Below are 18,340 nucleotides of genomic sequence, written 5' to 3'. Positions count from 1 at the left end.
TGATTTAAGAGGATATCCTGTTGCGCCGAGCGCGGCAAATTCCCTTGGATTAAACTCGTTTAATGGTGTGGTTTGGCTGCCAATCAGGTTTAGCCCGTCGCGGCTTGCTGCTATCATGGGTCGAGCGCTTGGCGCCTTGTCAAAGGCAATTCAGTTGGAGAGTAAATATGAAGCTTCGCATCATACTCAATGGTAAGAAGGCCGGTGATGAGCTGCTACGCCAGGCGATTGCCAGCATGCGCGCCGATCATGAGATTCAGGTGCGAGTCACCTTCGAGGGCGGGGATGTGGCCCGGTTGGTGGATGAGGCTATCGCCGAGGGCTGTCAGCGTGTGGTGGCGGCGGGCGGTGATGGAACGCTCAACGAGCTGGTTAGCGCCTTGATGGACCATGAAAAGGATAAGCGCTGCGAGCTGGCAATCTTGCCGCTGGGTACCGCCAACGACTTTGCCACAGCGGCCCGGGTGCCAGCTGATCTGGAGGCGGCGCTGAGGCTGGCGGCCGAAGCTTCTGCCTATGATGTGGATGTGATCCGCGCCAACGACAGGTATGTGGTGAATATTGCCAGTGGTGGTTTCGGCGCCCAGGTCACCGCCAATACGCCGCTGGCGCTGAAACACTTTCTCGGTGGCGGCGCCTATACCCTGTCCGGGCTGGTGCAGGCGCTCAATTTCAAACCCTATGACGGCGAATTTACCATACATGGCGAGGCCAGCCAGCAGCAGTTGTTGGTGGGCGCAGTGTGTAATGGTCGTCAGGCCGGTGGCGGCCAGGTGCTGGCGCCGGACGCCTATATTAACGACGGTCTGATGGACCTGGTGGCCCTACATCAGTTTCCCATCGAGGCCCTGGCCCAGGTGATCGCCGAGTTGCAGTCGCCTAAGGCCGACAATGAGTATGTGAAATATCACCGCGATACCCAGGCCGGCTGGCGCTCCAATCCGCCTATGCCCATCAATCTAGACGGCGAGCCTATCGCCGAGTCTCATGTGGAGTTCGAGCTTAAGGCCGGCGCGATCGCCATGGTATTACCCGAAAAATGCCCCATGCTGCAACCGGGCAGCGAGCCGATTAACAGAGAATCCCATTAATGCTGAAGATAATGATAACTGGCGCCACCGGCCTGCTGGGACGCGCTTTAGTTGAGCAATTTGCAAAGGAGCCGGTGACGCTTTTGGCCTGCGGCTATTCGCGCGCGGAAGCCGATACCCATAGACTGGATTTGACCGACGAGGGGGCGGTGAAGCGATTTATTGAGACCCACAAACCCGAGGTGATTCTACACTGCGCGGCCGAGCGGCGACCGGATGTATCCGAGCGCGACCCCGAGGCGGCAAAGGCCCTGAATCTGGCCGCAACCCGACGGCTGGCCCAGGCGGCTAAGGCCAATGGCGCCTGGCTTTGTTACATCTCCACAGATTATGTGTTCGATGGCACCTCGCCCGATTATGACGAAGAGGACCAGACCCATCCGCTCAATTTCTATGGTGAGACCAAGCGTGAGGGGGAGCTAGCCTTGCTTGGGGTGTCCAGAGAGTTCGCCGTGCTACGCCTGCCCATCCTCTATGGCCGGGTCGAGTCGCTGGAGGAGTCGGCGGTGTTGGTGATGCTAAAACAATTAGTCAATCAGGCACCTACCCAGCAGGACGATTGGGCGGTGCGCAGCCCCACCTCGACACAGGATATCGCCAACGCCCTGGTTAAGCTGGTGGCGCGCCAACAAGAGGTGGGCGATGTGGCGGGCATCTATCATTTCACCGGCGAAGAGCGCATGACCAAGTACCAGATGCTGCTTAAGATGGCCGAGATCCTGGGGCTGAGCAGTCAGCAAATCTCGCCTCAGTCGAGCCCGAGCGACCTGGCCAAGCGACCCAAGGATTGCAGCCTGAGTATGGCGCGCCTCAAATCTTTGGCAATAAAGAGTGAAATCGACTTCGAACAGGGCGTAAAATACAGCCTGTCCCGCTCGGGCGATGCCCTGGTGAAGATAGGATTAGTCTTTGATCTCAAATAGGAAAGCAATGTGACGACTCTGAGTTATGGCCGCTACCGGGCCGCCGACCAACTGGCCTTGCTGCGCATCATGGCTTTGATGCTAAAACTCTGTCTCACCTTCCTGTTTGCCGACACCTTCGGCCTGTCGCTTCACAGCCCGGCGCTGAACCTCACCTTGATCCTCGAGGCCTTCTATTTAAGCTTCACCTTCTGGTTGAGAAAGCCCCTGCTCAGTAGCGAGTCTGGGCTGTTTATCGCCCTGGTGCTCGACACCCTGCTATGGATCTCCTGGCTCTATTTCTCCGGCGGCGCCACCAACGCCTTCATCTCCCTGCTTCTGCTGCCGATAGCGATCGCCGCCGTGCTGCTGCCCTTCTGGGCGCCCTGGTCATTGGCCCTGCTGTCAAATCTGGCCTACAGCCTGATGCTGTTTACCATGCCTGAGAGCGCCATGAGTCATCACGGCATGGATATGCAGTCCCACTATCTGGGGATGTGGGTCAACTTCATCATCTCCTCCCTGGTGTTGACCACGAGTGTGGCCCTGCTGGCCAAACGCATGCGGCGCCAGGATGCTCAGCTTGCCTTTATGCGTGAGGCGCAGCTGCGTCAGGAGAAGCTGATCGCCCTGGGCACCGCCTCGGCGCAGATGGCTCACCGGCTGGCGACCCCACTGGCTAGCATGAGGTTGCTGGTGGATGAGTTGCAGGAGGAGGCCGATGGTAATGGGCCTGCGCTGCAGGAGATGCAATCGGCACTGACGGTTTGCGAGTCCACCCTGACGGCGCTGCGCAGCGCCACCGAATCGATCCGCGAGGGGGCGCAGCGGCTGGAATCCGCCGAGCAACTGCTGAGTGGTTTGAGTGAGCAGGTCAATCTGCTGATGCCGGCGGTGAAACTGTCGTTGGAGCCAGATGATGGCCTCGACAGGCTGCAGTTGCGGGTCGATGCAAGCCTGCAGCCCGCCTTACTGGCGCTCATCGAGAATGGTGCCAGGGCCAGCCAGGAGGCGACGGGGGAGCAGAAGGTGAGCTTCTCGGCCCTGCGTCAGGGGAATGAACTGGTGCTTGGTGTGCGCGACTTTGGCCCGGGTATTCCGGCGTCTTTGGTGCAGCAGCTCGGGCATCAGATAATCGAGGAGCCCAAGGGGATGGGGGTTGCCCTGTTGCTCAGCCATGCGAGCCTGGAGCGTCTGGGCGGGCGCTTGATCCTCGGCAGTCATGTGGATGGAGGCGCCGTGGCCCAGGTCTACCTGCCGATACAGGGGGCAGCATGAAGCGCTTATTGATCATCGAAGATGAGCAGAGTTTCGCCGGGATCCTGGCGCGGCGCATGGGCAAGCACGGCTTTGAATGTGAGATGGCCCACGATGCCACCCAGGCGCTGCTCAAGGCGCGTCAGTTTAAACCCAGCCATATTCTGCTGGACATGAAGCTGGCCGAGGACAATGGCCTGGCTCTGATTGCGCCGCTCAAGGGGGCCGTGCCCCAGGCCGTGTTGGTGCTGCTGACCGGCTATGCCAGCATAGCCACCGCCGTCGAGGCGATGCGTCTGGGGGCCGATAACTATCTGACTAAGCCGGCCGATACCGCGACCCTGCTGAAGGTGCTGGACGATAAGGCGCCCAAGGCGATCGCCCCCGAGGTGGATGAGGCGCCACTGAGCCCTAAGCGGGTGGAGTGGGAACATCTGCAGCAGGTGCTGACCGCCAACAAGGGCAATGTGTCGGCGACGGCGCGGCAACTGGGAATGCACAGGCGAACCCTGCAGCGCAAGCTGCTTAAGAAGCCTCAAGATATCAGTCAATAAGCTTGCTAGAGCATTGCTCTAGTGAGTAATTCATCCCATAATTTAATAAAAGATGTATTTATAATGTTTATTATTTGGGTTTGAATTGCTCTCCGTTGACCTCTATGCTCTAAGGCATGGCTAGTTCACAGGCAGGTGTGTTTGACCTGAGGTCAAGACGCTAGGAAGGCGATTTCGTTATCCTCAAGAAAGGAAATGCGATGTCGACAGAATCTTTGTACAGCAGTGAACGCTTTCTTCTCGATAATCCTATCGATCTCATCTCGCTCGATAAATGGCAGAAGACCGTTAACCTGCTGGCCCATGTGTTTAACGCGCCGGCCAGCTTCTTGGTGCAATACACCCCGAAGGGATTTCAGGTGACCATCGCCAGCAAGCAGGTCAGCAACCCCTATCCGTCTGGGGTGGTGATCCCGCCCGATACCAATATTTTTTGCCGGCGTATCGTCGAAACTCAGGCGGCGCTCTATGTGCCCGACGCCAAGATAGATCCCTGCTGGGACACCAATCCCGAGGTACAAAACGATGGCTTCTCCTCCTATCTCGGGGTGCCGGTATTTTGGCCCGATGGCCGCTGTTTCGGCACCTTCTGTGTGATGGACTATGCCAAGACAGAGTATCAAGACAGCTATATCGAGCTGATCCACGAACTCAAGGAGATCCTCGAGGCGGATCTTGCCCTGCTGGATATCTACGGTGAGCTCAAGCAGCTGGCGCATCTGGATGACCTGTGTCATATCAATAATCGTCGTGGATTTAATGGGTTAGCCAGACAGCGAATGAAGCTGGCTCAGCGCAACGACAGCCGTCTGGCGATGCTCTATATCGATGTCGATAACTTTAAGGGGATCAATGACGGCCACGGCCACTCGGTGGGCGACGAGGTACTCAAGCTGCTGGCGGGGATCATCAAGCAGAGCGTCAGAGGGTCAGATGTGGTGGGGCGCATAGGCGGCGACGAGTTTGTGGTGCTGCTCATGTGTCAGAGCGACGAGGATGTGATTGCCACCGAGACACGCATCATGCAGGGGCTGGATAATGCCATGCTCGACAGCCATCTACCCGAGGTGACTGTGACCATAGGCCATAAGATAGTGGATCAGGATGCGCGACTGGATACCCTGCTGGCGCAGGCCGACGAAGATATGCTGCGCCGTAAACGTGACAAACAGGCGTTGTAGATAAAAAAAGCCCCGAGCGTGCAGGGTGCTCGGGGCCGGGAGCGCAGTGGAGGGTTCCCAAAAACGAGTTAACTGTTAGAAGCGATACTCCCCGGTGAGCCAGGCATTCATGCCAGTGCCCGGCATGCGTTGCCCCGGTGCCAGGTCGGCATTGAATACCCGGTTGTAGCCGCCGAGATGATCTTCATAGTCGATATCGAACAGGTTGTTGACGCCAGCCTTAACCAGCCAGTTTTGTCTGTCGTAGGCCAGTACCAGGTTGACCAGGCCGTAGCCGGCGCTCGCCTGCTCGGATTGACTCTCTGATACCTTGTCCTGAGCCGCCACCATCACCCCTTCGATGCGGGCAGACCAGTTGCCTTCTCTGAAGTTGAGCCCCAAATTTACCTTTGGCGGTGCTATGCGGTAGAGGTTGTCGTCGATGTCGCGGCGCTCGCCGCTGACATAGCTGGCTAGGAGATCCAGCTGCCACTGATCTGTTATCTCATAGCTGGCGTTAATATCCATCCCCAGTAGCTGGGCATCGACATTGGCAAATTCCATCGGATCTTGGCTGCCCATCATGTTGGCGGCCATGATCACCGCGGGATCGGTCGACTTCACACCCTGGATATAGTCGTCGATGCGATGCAGGAAGACTCGTGGGCTGATGCTTAGTCCCTGGCGGTTGAAGTCGGCGCCCAGCTCCAGCTGATAGGCGGTTTCCAGATCCAGATCCATCTTGCCCACATAGGTGCGCCCGTCGGCGAGTCCACCGGTCGATTGCATCGGGATCCACAGGTATCTCTGCTGATAGCTGGCGCTGTCCTGTTTGCGGGCCAGCCCGAGTATCCAGGTTAACTCCTCATTGACCCGATAACGGCCGTTGATCACCAGATCCAGCCCCGTCTGCGCCTGGGTGCGATCCGCCTGGTTATATCTGTCCATCAACACCTTGATGGCCGGCATGGCGCCAGCCATTGAGTGGCTGACCTCATCGGCATCGGTGCGGTAGTGTTTCACCCTGGCGCCGAGCTGCCAATGCCACTGGTCGATCTCCTGTTGCCATTGGGCGAAGGCGCTGTAGGTGTCGTCTTGCACCTTGTTGAAGTTGTCGACCCTGAACATGGGTTTGGTGGGATCTGTGATCAGCGAGTTGTGTTCACTCAGCTGACTGTCGAGGCCAAACAGCCAGGCATCTCTGCCCAGTGTCAGCGCCATATCATAACTCTGGCTCTCGGCGTTGTTGTAACGGGCGTTGGCACTCTCTGGCTTCTGACGTTCGCTGAAGTTGTCCATGCCGTGTCTGGCATCGCTAAAGGCCAGATGCCAGTTGAGATCCCAGGTATCGAGCCTGTGCTCACCTTCGAGTTTCACCCTGTCGGTACGGATGAAGTCGATATCCATAGGCAACGCCGGGGTGCCCGCCTCTGTGGTTTCCAGATGTTGATAGCCGATGGCGATGGACTCATCGTCCAACCCCTTGTCGCTGAGGTTTAAGCGGTATTGGCCGCCGATGATCTGCTTGTCGTAGCCGGTGGGAGAGAGGCGAAGATCGTCGCCGGATTTCATATCCTCATCTCCATGCATGAGGTCGCCATAGACCAGCAGGGCGTGGTTCTTTCCACCCACATTGACCTTGGCCCCCAGATGGCTCTGGCCGCCATTGCCTTGATACTGGGCGGCGATGCGACCCTGAGTATCGTTAAAGCTGGCCTGGGATTCGATCACCTTGATGCTACCGCCTACCGTGTTAGTGCCGGCCGAGACGGGGGCTATGCCGCGGTGCATCTCGATGCGCTCACTGTTGATCAGGCTGGCATAGCTCAGCGGAGTGTCCATGGCATTGGGGCCTGCGCCGGCGAGGGAGACACCATTGACCTGGGTATTGACTCTGTCGCCGAACAGGCCGCGATACTGGGCGATGCCGGTCAGCGGGCCGTTACCGTTGACGGCCGTGCCTGGGAGCTGGGTGAGCAGACCGCTGATGTCACTGACGGGTGCCTGGGCCTCGGGCGTCACCGAGGTATAGCTACCCTGGTGGGCACCATGGACTTCGATGATCTCGAAGGCGGCTTCTTGAGCCTGAGCAAAGGGTAGAGTCAGCAAGGCAGTGCCGATTGAGAGCGTAAGGAAAGAGAGACGCAGCGCCATAATCTTGTAGTTCTTAGGTAGTTAGGTGGCGGCATTGTGGCAGCCCTGCTTAGGCCTGACAAAGGCAATCTCAGATAGTGCGACAAGGTGTCGCACCCGGTGCGCGCCTGAGTGGTTTGGCAGCCAATTCTTGGCTTTTAGGCTCGCCAGGAATTGATATTCAAACAAGTGTTTGCTTTATCAATCGGGTGTGAGGCGTTAATTTTGATGGTCAGAAGATTAATTTTTTTAAGGATACGAGTAGCTTGGTTTATGGTTTTTAAAAGATTGAATACAGAATTCAGTTTGTAAAATTCTTTATAATTAATGCTTTGCGATTTACTGGTTTCTGAGCGCAGCTTTTGTTGGTTTATTTGTATGACCAATAAAATTTATTGACATCAATAGTTTTCAGTCATTTAATCAAATTTAAGTGTTTGATAAATTAAACGCGGCGGGCGTTTTGTTGTGCTCTCAAATACTTAATTAGGGTCGGATGAATTACCGACGGGTGAAGATGAATTGGGTATTGATTATGGAACACGAAACAAACACAGCGCACAGAGTTACCGAGACTGAATCTGATCATGGCGCCATGACACGTCGTCAATGGCTGCAGGAGATGTTGGCGGGTAACGAGACAGATCTTAAAGATGAAGAGCCAGATTGCTATATCCTGGGGTATAACTGATCGCCATCATCGCCAGCGATAACCGGGGCCAATAGTCCTTGTCTTGATATAAGAGAGTTAACCCTTTAGGTTAGGCATGACTTAAAAAATAAGGATATTTTGACATGCAACTCTCTTGTCATTGTGGGCAGGTACAACTGACCCTGGCGACGCCTCCAGAAACGCTCACCTCTTGCAACTGCTCCATCTGCAGCCGCTATGCCGCCCTGTGGGGCTATTTTGATCCCAAGGAGGTCAGCCTGAACGAGCTGGCACCGTCCGGCCAGGAGGAGAGCGCGTCTGTGGGGTATAGCCATGGGGATAAGTATCTGGTCTTCTACCACTGCAAGCGCTGTGGCTGCGTGACCCATACCATGACGACGGACAAGGTGAGTGAGCCCAGGATAGCGCTGAACTTCAGGATGGCGCCACAGGCGCTGCGCGAGAATATTCAGGTCCGCCACTTCGATGGTGCCGACACCTGGCAGTACCTGGATTAAAGGCGCCTAGATTAAAATCGCTGAGATTAAAGCGTCTCGATTTTATCGTTTAGACTAAGCGGTGTCGGCATAGGGCATCTGTTCTAACTTTCCAGCCCTATGCCTAAATCAATCTCGAAAGAGTGATTAGTCGACGGCGATCATCACATTGCTCGCCTTGATGATGGCATAGGCTTCGCCGCCCACCACCAGACCCAACTGCTCACATGATTTCTTGGTGACCACAGAGGTGATCTCAACGCCCGGAGCTAGCTCGATCACCACTTCGTTGTTTACCGAACCTTCTTCGATTGCCTTGATCTTACCGGTAAGGTTGTTGCGTGCGCTAATTTTCATATTCATTTATCTTCCTGTTAATTAATGAAAAAGCCATGGTAACCCTTAGTGTAAATTGGGGAAACTCAAACATAGATATTTGTGAAGCCTATTGGAGTTTAGCCTGAGCGACACGCCTGCGCTCACCGATCAGGCCTATGATTTGCGGCATTAGTGAGGCGGCGATCATGGCCAACATCAGCAGGTACTGATGCGGCGTGAAAGATTCGCCCAGCAGCACCATGCCAGAGACGATACCCGCCACTGGGTTTGCGATGCCGCCAAAGGTAAAGTCCACCACGCTCATGCGCTGCAACAGCCAGACATACATGATATAGCCCAGTACGGTATTGAGCAGGATGATCCAGCCGATGCCGAAAAAGTTGTTCGGGCTGAGTTGGCTAAGCGCATTGCCATAGCCTTGTGGTGCCAGCCAGGCATGCACGCCTGCCGCCAGGCTCAGCAGCACGCCGCCGATGATCAGCTGCCAGGTCAATACCGTCCACCAATGCATGCGATCCCCAAGAGCCTTAGTGATGCCGCTACCGACTATGATGCAGCTGATGGCCGCCAACATGGCGAGCAGACCTATGGGGTTGAGGCTGATGGAGTTGGGGTTAAACAGTAGCCAGGCCAGGCCGATCAGCACCAGGCCGAAGAAGCCCTGGCTCAGGCCGGGGCGCCGCCCATGAAACAGCCACTGGTAGAGCATGGCAAATACAGGCACAGAGATCATGCCGACGCCCGAGATGGCCGAGGGCAGGGTGAGCGCCATGACGAAGATCAGGCTGAAGAAGGCGGCGATATTGATAAAGCCTAAGCGAATCAGCAGGCTCCACTCCTGACGCTTTGGCAGGCTGGGCCTGATCGCCAGCAGGATAAGGCCGGCCGGCAGCGCTCGCAAGGCACCAAGCAACAGAGGAGGCCAGTCCGGCAGCGTATATTGGGTCACCGCGTAGGTGGTGCCCCAGAAGAAGGCGGGGATCATGGCTAGCAGTACATTCATATTTATCTCAACAAAAAGTATCTTTACGTGAAGATATAAGTCTGCACCTTTTGATTCTGCTTGTAAAGTATCTAAGGATTAATTATCTTTACCTAAAGATAAATGCCTGTGGTTACCGTTTCCTCTATGGTCGTGACCATTGAGCCTGACACCACTTTATGTGTTCTCGGAGAGCAGATGAACTCAAATCACCTCGATGGCGTCGATCGCCTAAGGGCCCAATGGGCCAAGGAGAAGCCGCAACTGGATACCCTACCGATGGCGATCCTCGGCCGCATGATGCGTATCTATAAACATCTGGAGACAGAGGTCAGTGCTTGTCATAAGCAGTTTGGCATCAGCATGGGGGAGTTCGATGTGCTGGCGACCCTGCGCCGCTCGGGAGAGCCCTATCGCCTCACGCCCTCGGATCTGCTGGCGGCCATGATGCTCACCTCGGGTGCCATGACCAATCGCGTCGATGGCCTGGAGAAAAAGGGGCTGGTCTCCCGCAGCCATTGTCAGGAAGACAGGCGTAGCGTCAGTGTCGGCCTGACCGAGGCGGGGCTCGCGTTGATCGACGAGGCTATAGAGGCCCACGTGGCGGCGCAGCAGGCCCTGACCAGTCAACTGTCGTTAGATGAAAAACAGCAGCTGGATGAGCTGTTTAAACATTGGCTGCAGGCATTCGAGTCTTAAACTTCGTCTTCTTGTGTCGGTGGAGAGCAACCTGAATCTGCCGACTCTTTCACCGCTTAGCTTTCTCATTTCTGTAAACTTATCATTACAAATGGCAAGGCTTGCTGGGGCTTTCCCGGTCACTTTGACAGCCTGAACCTCGCCGCCTATTGTCCTTTTAACCCCGCCGTCCGGTCTGGGATAGCAGGGATTTTTTGCCTGTTTTTTCGCCTCATTTCTCGCCTGAAATCCCCCGCTTTTCTCGGCTAATTTAGCCAATTTGAAATTTCTTGAGCGACTTGACCAAAGTCAATTTCAATCTGCGTCAAAGGCATAGTCTTAACTGCAACAAGGTAATAACACCTTCATCACAGTGGCTCTGGCAGTTTGAACCCCTTTGGTGAAATGCGCTAACAACGGAGTATTTTATGGAAAAGCAATCTTCTACCCCTGCAGTGAATGTCGATCAGCAACGTCGTAGCTTCTTGAGTGGTTCAGTCGGTCTGGGCCTGGTGGGCGCGGGTATGGCGGCCGGCTTGGTATCAAGCAGTGTCTCGGCCACCACCCAGACCAAGTCAGACCGTATGGCCAACTATAAGGCGGAGCAGCTTGAGCGCGTCACCTTAGACCTGGTGCCACCACCTATGGTGCCTAAGCATGATCAGGTCGCCAAGGGTAAGCCTAAGGTGGTGCAGGTGAAGCTGGTGGTAGAAGAGAAGCAGGTGGAGCTGGAAAACGGCACCAAGGCCTGGGTCTGTGCCTTCAATGGCAGCGTGCCTGGCCCCCTCATCGTCTGTCATCAACATGACTTCGTCGAGTTGACTCTGGTAAACCCTGCGAGCAACGCCCTAGCCCACAACATCGACCTGCATGCGGCTACCGGCGCCCTGGGCGGCGGCGAGCTGACCCTGGTTTCTCCCGGCCAGGAGGTGACCTTCCGCTTCAAGGCGACCAAGGCGGGTACCTTCGTGTATCACTGTGCGCCGGGCGGGGTGATGATCCCTTGGCACGTGGCCATGGGCATGCACGGCGCCATCATGGTGCTGCCTCGTGACGGCTTGAAAGATGCCGAAGGCAAGCCAGTTAAATATGACAAGGCCTACTACATAGGCGAAGCCGACTTCTATGTGCCAAAGGATGCCAACGGCAAATACAAGGCCTATGACACTGTGATGGGTAGCATGAGTGAGGTGCTTGAGGTGATGAAGACACTTACCCCATCTCACGTGGTGTTCAACGGCGCCGTGGGTGCCCTGACAGGCAAGAACGCCATGACCGCCAAGGTGGGTGAGTCTGTGCTCTTCGTACACTCTCAGGCGAACCGCGACACCCGTCCTCACATCATCGGCGGACACGGTGACTATGTCTGGCCAGCGGGTTCATTTACCGATGCGCCGCAGACCAACCTGGAAACCTGGATGGTCGCCGGGGGCAGTGCCTGCGCCGCCCTATACACCTTCCGCCAGCCCGGCCTCTATGCCTACGTGAACCACAACTTGATCGAGGCGATCATCAAAGGCGCCGCGGCTCACGTGAAGGTCGACGGCGAGTGGGATGACAACCTGATGGTGCAGCTCAAGAAGCCATCTAGCATAGCCACGGCCTAAGGGCTAAGCGCTAGGGGTTTAGGCAAAAAGGGCTCGGGTCTAGGTGAGGCTCGAGCCAATTATCGTCGCAACGATGGGAGATGCGGATGCAAAGGTTACTCCTGATGGGATTGCTGATGATGCTGGGCGGGTTTGTTATAACCTCCAGCGCAGCGGCCGCCGAGGTGGACTATGGCCTGGAGGCAAATGTCTATCTCTGGTATGCCAATCTGGATATGGGTCAGGCAGACAAGCGCTTGGCGCCAGAGAGGGATCTAGTGGACTACGCCGAATATGCTGGCAGCCTGCCAAGTCAGGGCGCCCATCATCTCATGTCCATCACCCCTATTGCCCGCAGTCAGGAGGGTGTTGAGGTCGAGGTGGAGACAGAGTTTCAGCTGGCCTCGCCAACCGAAGGCGAGAGCGAGGTGAAGGGGCAATATGTGGTGCAGCGCCTGAGCCTGGATAATCAAGGGTTGGTGCGCAGCAGCGTCACTCTGGTCAACGAGTATGATGACTTTACTTCCCGCTATCGCCCCGCCGCCGAGATCAATCTGGTTCGCGCGGCGCTCTATCGCTGGACCGAGTCGCTAGATAGGTTGGATGACGCAGGTCTGCTCAGTCTGTTAGCTAAGGATGCAAGCTTTACCGGCCCCGAAGATGCTAGCCAGACCCCGAGCCAGTATCTCGCCTACCTGCACAGCCTGAATCACAGCGACAGCCGGCGGGTGATCAAGAACTACAGCCTGACGCCCGAGGCAGGGCAATACCGTTTGAGTTTCGAGTATCAGTGGACGGCCACCAACAGCGAGGGCGAGGTCGAGCTGGCGCGAGTCGGCGTGACCATGCTGCTCACCGTGACCCCAGAGGGTGCCAAGGTAGTGCTGTACCGTGCCGAGTACCTGCCGCCGGTGACAGATCTCGGCGCCGAGGTGCGTTGTTAGCAGAGAAGGAATTGACTATGACACGAGTTAACCAAGGTAAGTTTCATCTGGCCCTGAGCCTCTGTGTGCTGCTTATGGGCAGTCTGATGAGCGCTGCTAGCATGGCGAACATGCCTATCCTCAAGGGGATTGGCGGCGATTTTAGCCTGCGCAGCAGCAAGGGGGGCGAGGTTCGTCTGTCGGACTTTCACGACAAGGTGGTGATGATGTTCTTCGGCTACACCAACTGCGCCGACATCTGCCCAACGACCATGGCCCACATCAGCCAGCTGATGCATCAGTTGCCGAGTGAGACCCGAGATCGCATTCAGGTGCTCTTCATCAGCATCGACAGCGATTACGACACGCCCAAGCACCTGAACAAATACCTCAGCTACTTCGACCCCAGCTTTATCGGCTTGGTGGATGAGCGGGAGAAGATAGATGAGGTCGCCGCGCTGTTTAAGGCCGACTACACCAAGTTGGCGGAGGAGAAGGTGACTACTGAGTATAAGAAGCTGAGCCTGGAAGATAGCAAGGCGCCTAAGCGGCAGGGTTATCTCTATTCCCACACCGCCAAGATCTTCGTGCTCGATGGCAAACAGCGGGTGCGCGGTTTCTTCTACACTGGCACCCCCATAGACGAGATGCGTCAACAGATCGAGAGTCTGCTCTAATCATGAAAAAAGGAAATCATATGAAAGGTCGTTTCTGCTTATTTGTGTTGCTTTGTAGTTGGTTCGGTGCCGCGCAGGCCAGCGAGCTGATGGTACACGACGCCTGGATCCGCGGCATGCCGCCCACCTCTCGCGTAGTGCCCGTCTATCTCTCCCTACATAACCCGAGCGACAAGCCCTTGGTGCTCAAGGCGATCACTAGTCCTCGCGGCGTGGTCGAGCTGCATCAGACGCTGATGGAAAACGAGGTGATGCGGATGCAGGGAGTGGAGGCGATACAGATCCCGCCCCATGGCATGGTGAAATTGGCGCCCGGTGGTTATCACGGCATGATGTCGGACTTTAAGACCGGCGTGCCGGCTTTGGGTGAAGAGGTGGCTCTGACCCTAACTCTGGCGGATGGCGAGACACTGTCGGTGACGGCAAAAGTCACGGCCCAGGGAGAGGCTCACGACCACAGCATGCATCACTGATTTAGCTTCACGCGCTTTTTGAATTTGATTCATCTTTAATACCTGTTCATTATGATCTAGATCACGACTTGTTATCAGGTTGTGATTTAGATTAACGGAGCGACAGGACTAAGGAAGGCGCGATGATAACAGATCCACAGATTAAGGCCTGCATTCACCAACACCACCTGTTTTCGGCATTGGGCGAAGAGGAGCTGTGTCGCCTGCTGGGGCAGGCCGCCAAGATCACCCTGGCCGCCCACGAAAATTTGTTCTATCAGGGCGATCTGGCCAAGCGTTTCTACCTGGTGATTCAGGGGCATCTGCAACTCTATCGCACCAGCCTGCAGGGTCAGGACAAGGTGATAGAGGTGGTGCGCGAGGGGCGCACCTTCGCCGAGGCGCTGATGTTTAGTAGGCAGGCCTCCTATCCTGTGTCGGCCCAGGCCGTGTCCCACTGCACCCTGGTCAGTTTCGACAGCGAAGGTTACCTCGCCATGCTCAGGGGCAATCCCGATGCCTGCATCGCCATCATGGCGGAGATGAGTGTCAGGTTACGCAAGGATATCAATGAGGTAGAACTGTTATCTGTGCAGAATGCCCAGTCGCGTCTGCTGCTTTTTCTGCTGCGCAACATGCAGAAGATCGGCGACAACCAGGGGCGGGTCGAGTTGGATATTCCTAAACGTGTGTTGGCATCGCGCCTGTCGATTCAGCCAGAAACTTTTTCCCGCCTGATGAAGAAGATGGTGACCGAAGGGATCATCGGCGAGTCTCGTGGCGCCATAGATATCAAAGATCTCGCTAAGCTCTATACCAGCGCCAACATGCCCCTTGCCAATCAGGCAATCCAGACCAGCGAGCCGCTCATTCGCTCGGGTAAGGCGCCCTGTCAGCAGATCGCTATTGAGATGGTGTAGCCTGAGCCTGCTCTAGCCTTCGCTCTGCCGTGCAGCAGCGATCCCTGCCGGTCTCCTTGGCGCGGTACATCGCCTTGTCGGCAAGCGCCAATAGGCTGTCCGGTGTATCGCCTGTTGCCGTAGTGACTATGCCGAAGCTGGCGCTGATGGGGATCAGGCTGCCCTGCCAGTTGAGGCTGGATTGTCTCAGGGCCTGCTGCAATTTCTGGGCGATGATCTTCGCCACCTCGCCATCTGTGCCGGGTAACACCAGAAGAAACTCCTCGCCGCCGAGGCGGCAGAAGATGTCCATGGCACGGGTGACCTTACCTATCTGCTGCGCCGTCTTAACAAGCACGGCGTCCCCGGCAGAATGACCAAACTTGTCATTGATCTGTTTGAAGAAATCCAGATCGAACAGGATCAGGCTATAGGCCTGTCCATCCCTAAGCCAACGCTGATGCAGCTGCTCCAGTTGCTGCTGCATGGCGCGCCGGTTCCATAGCCCAGTGAGATAGTCCCTGTCTGCCTGTTGGCGCATCTTCTGCACCAGACGGGTGAGGGCGTTGCCCATCATGATCACGTTGATCCACAAGGTCATGACCACATACAGCCACAACATGGGGATGGCGTCGGCGCTCTGAATGCTGGCCAGGTGGGATTTTAGAGCAGGCTCGATGAGCAGCAACAGCGCCCTGAGGCCAAAAATGACCCCCATCAGGGCGATGGGGCTCAAGAGGATCACTGCGATGGGGCGTTTGACCGTGTGTTCCAGGGCGACCAGATTGTCTTTGGCCATCAGCAAGAAGGTGCTGGCGGCCATGAAGGAGAAGAAGATGCCCAGGGTATCGCTGGCTGCTATGCTGGCTGGCTGAGTTAGCATCAAGAGCCCGGTCAGGAGTAGTAAGGCGAGATCTATTTTGATGCTGCTTGGCAGGCGAAACAGGCGTTGGGTGCCGCTACGAAGCAGCACGAAACCGAGTAACAGCAGCATGTCTGCCCCCAACCAGTAGAGATAGCTCGGCGTCTGATCTCTGAGTGTGGTGAGGAGCACTCCCATTAAGATCAATAGGTTGGCAAGGGAGAAATAGGTGCTGGCGCGGGGAGCGATGCGCAGCGGGTAGGCCATCAGGCCCCAGGCAAGGGTAGAGGTACTGGCGAGCAGGCAGATAAATAGCACCAAGAGCTCGGCAATGGGGTCAATATTCATAAGCGATCTTTTTATTTTTTTACACTATAAAGCAGCCGTGGCGTCGAGTGAAACTGTTTGTTACTAAATTGTTGTGTTCGTCTTGTCGGTCAGCGGGCTAGCGCTTATCAGGTTTCGCGGCGCTGGGTGATTCGGTCTGGCCATGAACTTCTAGAACTGTCGGGGCTTAGCTTTAGCTTAGTCAGCGCTCAGATAGTCGCGTTCGAAGGTCTGCGCATCCACAGGCCTGCCATAGAGATAACCCTGACCGAAGTCGCACTCCTCCTGGCGGATAAAGGCATCCTGCGCCTGAGTCTCTACCCCTTCGGCGATCACGTTGAGTGTCAGCTTCTTGCCCATGGCGATGATCGCCCGGGTCAGCTCTCTGTCCTGCTCGTTCTTCTCCAGATTAGTGATGAAGCAGCGATCTATCTTCAGTGTGTCGAAGGAGTATTTTTGCAGGTAGCTCAGTGAGGAGTAGCCGGTGCCGAAGTCGTCGAGGGAGATCCTCACCCCCAGGGCCTGCAATTGGCCAATGATATGCTGCGCCAGCTGCTCATCTTGCAGCAGCACGCCTTCGGTGATCTCCATTTCCAGGGCGGAGGCCGGCAGGCGGTAGATACTCAAGAGGTTGGCAATATAGTCGGCAAAATCGGTGTCGCGAAACTGCAGCGGCGAGATGTTGATCGCCACCCTAAACGGCCTGTTGGGATCTTGGCTGCGCCACTTGGCGGCCTGTTCGATGGCGGTATGCAGCACGAAGTTACCTATGGCGATGATCTGACCATTGTGCTCCGCCAGGCTGATAAATTGATCCGGCGGTACATCGCCCAGCTGTGGGCTGTGCCAGCGGAGCAGGGCCTCAGCACCGATAACCCGCTTGTGTTGCAGGCTAAACAGCGGCTGGTAATGCAGGCTCAGCTCCTGATGTTTGAGGGCATCCACCAGGTGCGATTCCAGCAGGCAACGGCGCTCGATATTGGTCTGAGTGTGCTTGTTGAAGAAGCTGTAGGGCGTAGCCTCGGCCTTGCTGATGCTCATGGCGGCACCGGCTTTCTGCATCAGCTCCGAGGCCTCCTGGGCGTCCGCCGGTGCGACCGCGACCCCTATGCAGCAGGGAATATTGATGCTGAACTCTGCCAGGGCGAAGGGAATATTGGCTGTCTGTATTATGCTGTCGATCAGGGGAAGCTCCAGGGGATTCTTGCCCCTGTGGGCGATGACGAACTCGGCACCGGCGATGCGGGCAAACAGGGTATCCTTATCCAGGATGCGCTTGATGCGCTGGCTAAAGAGCTGCAACACTTTGTCGCCGACCACATAGCCATAGCTCTCGTTGATCGACTTGAAGTTGCGCAGGCCAAAGTAGATCACATAGGTAGACAGTTCATCGGGCTGGCTGAGTTGCTGTGAGAGCTGATTCACAAACCCCAGTCGATTAGCCAGACCAGTCAATGGGTCGTGATCTTTATGAAATTGCAGTGAATTTTCGATAACGGTGCGCTGCTCTATCTCGCTCAATAGCTTCTTGTTGAGCCTGGTGAGTTCCAGGGTACGTTGCTGCACCTTAGTCTCTAAGACTTGGTTGAGATGGAAGAGCTTGGCACTCTGATACAGGCTGGCGAGATTGGCATTGATGGCGTTTTGAAACCGCGCCAGCAGATGGCGAAAGGTGCGGCCGTAGTCCCTCTCCTTGTTATCCAGCATACACAGGGTGCCGAAGGGCTGGCCGTTGGGCCAGGTGAGCGGCAGGCCGCAGTAGGCGATCATCCCCAGCTTGATATCTGGATTGCGATCCCACTCCTTATCTTTTAGGGCGTTGGGCACGACCAGCTCAGCTTGGCGCTTGATCACTGTCTCGCAGTAGAGACCATGGCCCAGGCTCTCGGTGTCATGGCGTTTATAGGGATTATCTGGATGATGGCTGGTGGTGAAGACAGAGATATCTCTTTCCGTCACCCGCATGATCAGGATGGCCGGGGTGTCGACGATTTCCGATAGGAGATCTAAGGTTTGCTGCCAGCCGTTAAACATCTCATCCGGCACCGCAAGCTGGGCCGTGTTGACCTGAGTCTGGCTGAAGAGCGGGTCTTGCTCCAGCAATGAGAGAGCGTCTTGATAGGGCTTCATAGGGGATCCTGAAAAGCGCGTGTGCCATCCGTTTAACTAACTATAACCTAAAGATTTCATCCCTGTCTTTCGCTGGTTTGTTGTTTTTTTAATCAGAAGTAGAGTTAGGGCCAATTTTACCTAAAGGGTCACGTTTTTGTGTTGAGCTTTTTAAGGTTCCCCGCTCTTGGCAGCCGAGTGGCCCTCGATAAAGCTGATTCTCTGTGCACATTTCTGTTGTTTTTCCAATCAGCTTTGTG

The 18,340-nt window shown here is 56.0% G+C and carries 18 protein-coding genes; 13 read left to right on the top strand and 5 right to left on the bottom strand.

The features are described 5' to 3' along the window. Positions 1-167 precede the first annotated feature (167 nt). The 5 genes from yegS to K0J45_RS17110 all read left to right on the top strand — a co-directional run bounded on the left by yegS (position 168) and on the right by K0J45_RS17110 (position 4,985). Positions 168-1,091, top strand: coding sequence for a lipid kinase YegS (yegS, locus tag K0J45_RS17130; RefSeq protein ID WP_220043436.1), 924 nt, complete (start codon positions 168-170; stop codon positions 1,089-1,091). Further along, positions 1,091-2,014 carry a dTDP-4-dehydrorhamnose reductase family protein gene (locus K0J45_RS17125; RefSeq protein WP_220043435.1) on the top strand — a complete coding sequence of 308 codons (924 nt, stop codon included), beginning with the start codon at positions 1,091-1,093 and terminating at the stop codon, positions 2,012-2,014. The genes yegS and K0J45_RS17125 overlap by 1 nt, the downstream gene beginning before the upstream one ends. 69 nt (positions 2,015-2,083) lie before the next feature. Beyond that, positions 2,084-3,271 carry a sensor histidine kinase gene (locus tag K0J45_RS17120; RefSeq protein WP_258406846.1) on the top strand — a complete coding sequence of 396 codons (1,188 nt, stop codon included), beginning with the start codon at positions 2,084-2,086 and terminating at the stop codon, positions 3,269-3,271. Continuing rightward, the gene (locus K0J45_RS17115) at positions 3,268-3,804 is read left to right on the top strand and encodes a response regulator transcription factor (protein ID WP_220043433.1); all 537 of its coding nucleotides are present in this window, start codon (positions 3,268-3,270) and stop codon (positions 3,802-3,804) included. Before K0J45_RS17120 ends, K0J45_RS17115 begins: the two co-directional genes overlap by 4 nt. Positions 3,805-4,004: 200 nt before the next feature. Continuing rightward, complete coding sequence (locus K0J45_RS17110; RefSeq protein WP_220043432.1) at positions 4,005-4,985, top strand: sensor domain-containing diguanylate cyclase; 981 nt, start codon at positions 4,005-4,007, stop codon at positions 4,983-4,985. 75 nt (positions 4,986-5,060) lie between these two features. Here K0J45_RS17110 and K0J45_RS17105 read toward each other — a convergent pair whose 3' ends face one another. After that, a complete protein-coding gene (locus K0J45_RS17105) occupies positions 5,061-7,118 on the bottom strand; it encodes a TonB-dependent receptor (RefSeq protein ID WP_220043431.1) in 2,058 nt (685 codons plus the stop codon). Positions 7,119-7,632: 514 nt separating this feature from the next. Between K0J45_RS17105 and K0J45_RS17100 the strand changes: the two genes are divergently transcribed. Continuing rightward, positions 7,633-7,788 (top strand): hypothetical protein, encoded by a 156-nt coding sequence (locus tag K0J45_RS17100; protein WP_190272400.1) that lies wholly within the window; start codon positions 7,633-7,635, stop codon positions 7,786-7,788. A gap of 104 nt (positions 7,789-7,892) precedes the next feature. After that, complete coding sequence (locus tag K0J45_RS17095) at positions 7,893-8,267, top strand: GFA family protein (RefSeq protein ID WP_220043430.1); 375 nt, start codon at positions 7,893-7,895, stop codon at positions 8,265-8,267. A 126-nt stretch (positions 8,268-8,393) separates the two neighbouring features. Here the strand turns inward: K0J45_RS17095 and K0J45_RS17090 are convergent, their stop codons facing one another. Both K0J45_RS17090 and K0J45_RS17085 read right to left on the bottom strand, forming a co-directional pair. After that, a complete protein-coding gene (locus K0J45_RS17090; RefSeq protein ID WP_144202655.1) occupies positions 8,394-8,603 on the bottom strand; it encodes a TOBE domain-containing protein in 210 nt (69 codons plus the stop codon). An 88-nt stretch (positions 8,604-8,691) separates the two neighbouring features. Further along, positions 8,692-9,588, bottom strand: a complete 897-nt coding sequence (locus K0J45_RS17085; protein WP_220043429.1) for a DMT family transporter — start codon at positions 9,586-9,588, stop codon at positions 8,692-8,694. Between the two features lie 177 nt (positions 9,589-9,765). Here K0J45_RS17085 and K0J45_RS17080 point away from each other — a divergent pair, with 177 nt between their 5' ends. From K0J45_RS17080 to K0J45_RS17055, 6 genes are all read left to right on the top strand, one after another. Then, a complete protein-coding gene (locus tag K0J45_RS17080; protein WP_220043428.1) occupies positions 9,766-10,266 on the top strand; it encodes a MarR family winged helix-turn-helix transcriptional regulator in 501 nt (166 codons plus the stop codon). A 407-nt stretch (positions 10,267-10,673) separates the two neighbouring features. Continuing rightward, positions 10,674-11,852 (top strand): copper-containing nitrite reductase, encoded by a 1,179-nt coding sequence (nirK, locus tag K0J45_RS17075; protein ID WP_220043427.1) that lies wholly within the window; start codon positions 10,674-10,676, stop codon positions 11,850-11,852. Positions 11,853-11,938: 86 nt separating this feature from the next. Then, positions 11,939-12,775, top strand: coding sequence for a hypothetical protein (locus K0J45_RS17070; RefSeq protein WP_220043426.1), 837 nt, complete (start codon positions 11,939-11,941; stop codon positions 12,773-12,775). 17 nt (positions 12,776-12,792) lie between these two features. Next, entirely contained in the window at positions 12,793-13,431 is a 639-nt protein-coding gene (locus K0J45_RS17065) for an SCO family protein (RefSeq protein ID WP_220043425.1), read from the top strand. 20 nt (positions 13,432-13,451) lie between these two features. Next, positions 13,452-13,904: a copper chaperone PCu(A)C gene (locus K0J45_RS17060; RefSeq protein ID WP_220043424.1), complete on the top strand. Its 453-nt coding sequence runs from the start codon at positions 13,452-13,454 to the stop codon at positions 13,902-13,904. Positions 13,905-14,026: 122 nt separating this feature from the next. Then, positions 14,027-14,803, top strand: coding sequence for a Crp/Fnr family transcriptional regulator (locus K0J45_RS17055; RefSeq protein ID WP_011867127.1), 777 nt, complete (start codon positions 14,027-14,029; stop codon positions 14,801-14,803). Here K0J45_RS17055 and K0J45_RS17050 read toward each other — a convergent pair. Continuing rightward, positions 14,787-15,992 carry a GGDEF domain-containing protein gene (locus tag K0J45_RS17050; RefSeq protein WP_220043423.1) on the bottom strand — a complete coding sequence of 402 codons (1,206 nt, stop codon included), beginning with the start codon at positions 15,990-15,992 and terminating at the stop codon, positions 14,787-14,789. The two genes, K0J45_RS17055 and K0J45_RS17050, sit on opposite strands and share 17 nt — an antisense overlap. Positions 15,993-16,169: 177 nt before the next feature. Further along, positions 16,170-18,101: a bifunctional diguanylate cyclase/phosphodiesterase gene (locus K0J45_RS17045; protein WP_220043422.1), complete on the bottom strand. Its 1,932-nt coding sequence runs from the start codon at positions 18,099-18,101 to the stop codon at positions 16,170-16,172. Positions 18,102-18,340: the final 239 nt, after the last annotated feature.

Origin of the sequence: Shewanella alkalitolerans, from assembly GCF_019457575.1 — a bacterium.
In the GTDB taxonomy this organism is placed as follows: Bacteria; Pseudomonadota; Gammaproteobacteria; order Enterobacterales; family Shewanellaceae; genus Shewanella; species Shewanella loihica.
This window is presented reverse-complemented; position numbering and strand designations above follow the sequence as displayed.

Excerpts from the sequence above, each read along its gene's own strand:
- K0J45_RS17090 (WP_144202655.1), bottom strand. The coding sequence starts at position 8,603 with ATGAAAATTAGCGCACGCAACAACCTTACCGGTAAGATCAAGGCAATC.
- nirK (WP_220043427.1), top strand. The coding sequence starts at position 10,674 with ATGGAAAAGCAATCTTCTACCCCTGCAGTGAATGTCGATCAGCAACGT.
- K0J45_RS17050 (WP_220043423.1), bottom strand. The coding sequence starts at position 15,992 with ATGAATATTGACCCCATTGCCGAGCTCTTGGTGCTATTTATCTGCCTG.
- K0J45_RS17060 (WP_220043424.1), top strand. The coding sequence starts at position 13,452 with ATGAAAGGTCGTTTCTGCTTATTTGTGTTGCTTTGTAGTTGGTTCGGT.
- K0J45_RS17095 (WP_220043430.1), top strand. The coding sequence starts at position 7,893 with ATGCAACTCTCTTGTCATTGTGGGCAGGTACAACTGACCCTGGCGACG.
- K0J45_RS17085 (WP_220043429.1), bottom strand. The coding sequence starts at position 9,588 with ATGAATGTACTGCTAGCCATGATCCCCGCCTTCTTCTGGGGCACCACC.
- yegS (WP_220043436.1), top strand. The coding sequence starts at position 168 with ATGAAGCTTCGCATCATACTCAATGGTAAGAAGGCCGGTGATGAGCTG.
- K0J45_RS17100 (WP_190272400.1), top strand. The coding sequence starts at position 7,633 with ATGGAACACGAAACAAACACAGCGCACAGAGTTACCGAGACTGAATCT.
- K0J45_RS17055 (WP_011867127.1), top strand. The coding sequence starts at position 14,027 with ATGATAACAGATCCACAGATTAAGGCCTGCATTCACCAACACCACCTG.
- K0J45_RS17065 (WP_220043425.1), top strand. The coding sequence starts at position 12,793 with ATGACACGAGTTAACCAAGGTAAGTTTCATCTGGCCCTGAGCCTCTGT.
- K0J45_RS17115 (WP_220043433.1), top strand. The coding sequence starts at position 3,268 with ATGAAGCGCTTATTGATCATCGAAGATGAGCAGAGTTTCGCCGGGATC.
- K0J45_RS17125 (WP_220043435.1), top strand. The coding sequence starts at position 1,091 with ATGCTGAAGATAATGATAACTGGCGCCACCGGCCTGCTGGGACGCGCT.
- K0J45_RS17045 (WP_220043422.1), bottom strand. The coding sequence starts at position 18,101 with ATGAAGCCCTATCAAGACGCTCTCTCATTGCTGGAGCAAGACCCGCTC.
- K0J45_RS17105 (WP_220043431.1), bottom strand. The coding sequence starts at position 7,118 with ATGGCGCTGCGTCTCTCTTTCCTTACGCTCTCAATCGGCACTGCCTTG.
- K0J45_RS17120 (WP_258406846.1), top strand. The coding sequence starts at position 2,084 with ATGGCTTTGATGCTAAAACTCTGTCTCACCTTCCTGTTTGCCGACACC.
- K0J45_RS17080 (WP_220043428.1), top strand. The coding sequence starts at position 9,766 with ATGAACTCAAATCACCTCGATGGCGTCGATCGCCTAAGGGCCCAATGG.
- K0J45_RS17110 (WP_220043432.1), top strand. The coding sequence starts at position 4,005 with ATGTCGACAGAATCTTTGTACAGCAGTGAACGCTTTCTTCTCGATAAT.
- K0J45_RS17070 (WP_220043426.1), top strand. The coding sequence starts at position 11,939 with ATGCAAAGGTTACTCCTGATGGGATTGCTGATGATGCTGGGCGGGTTT.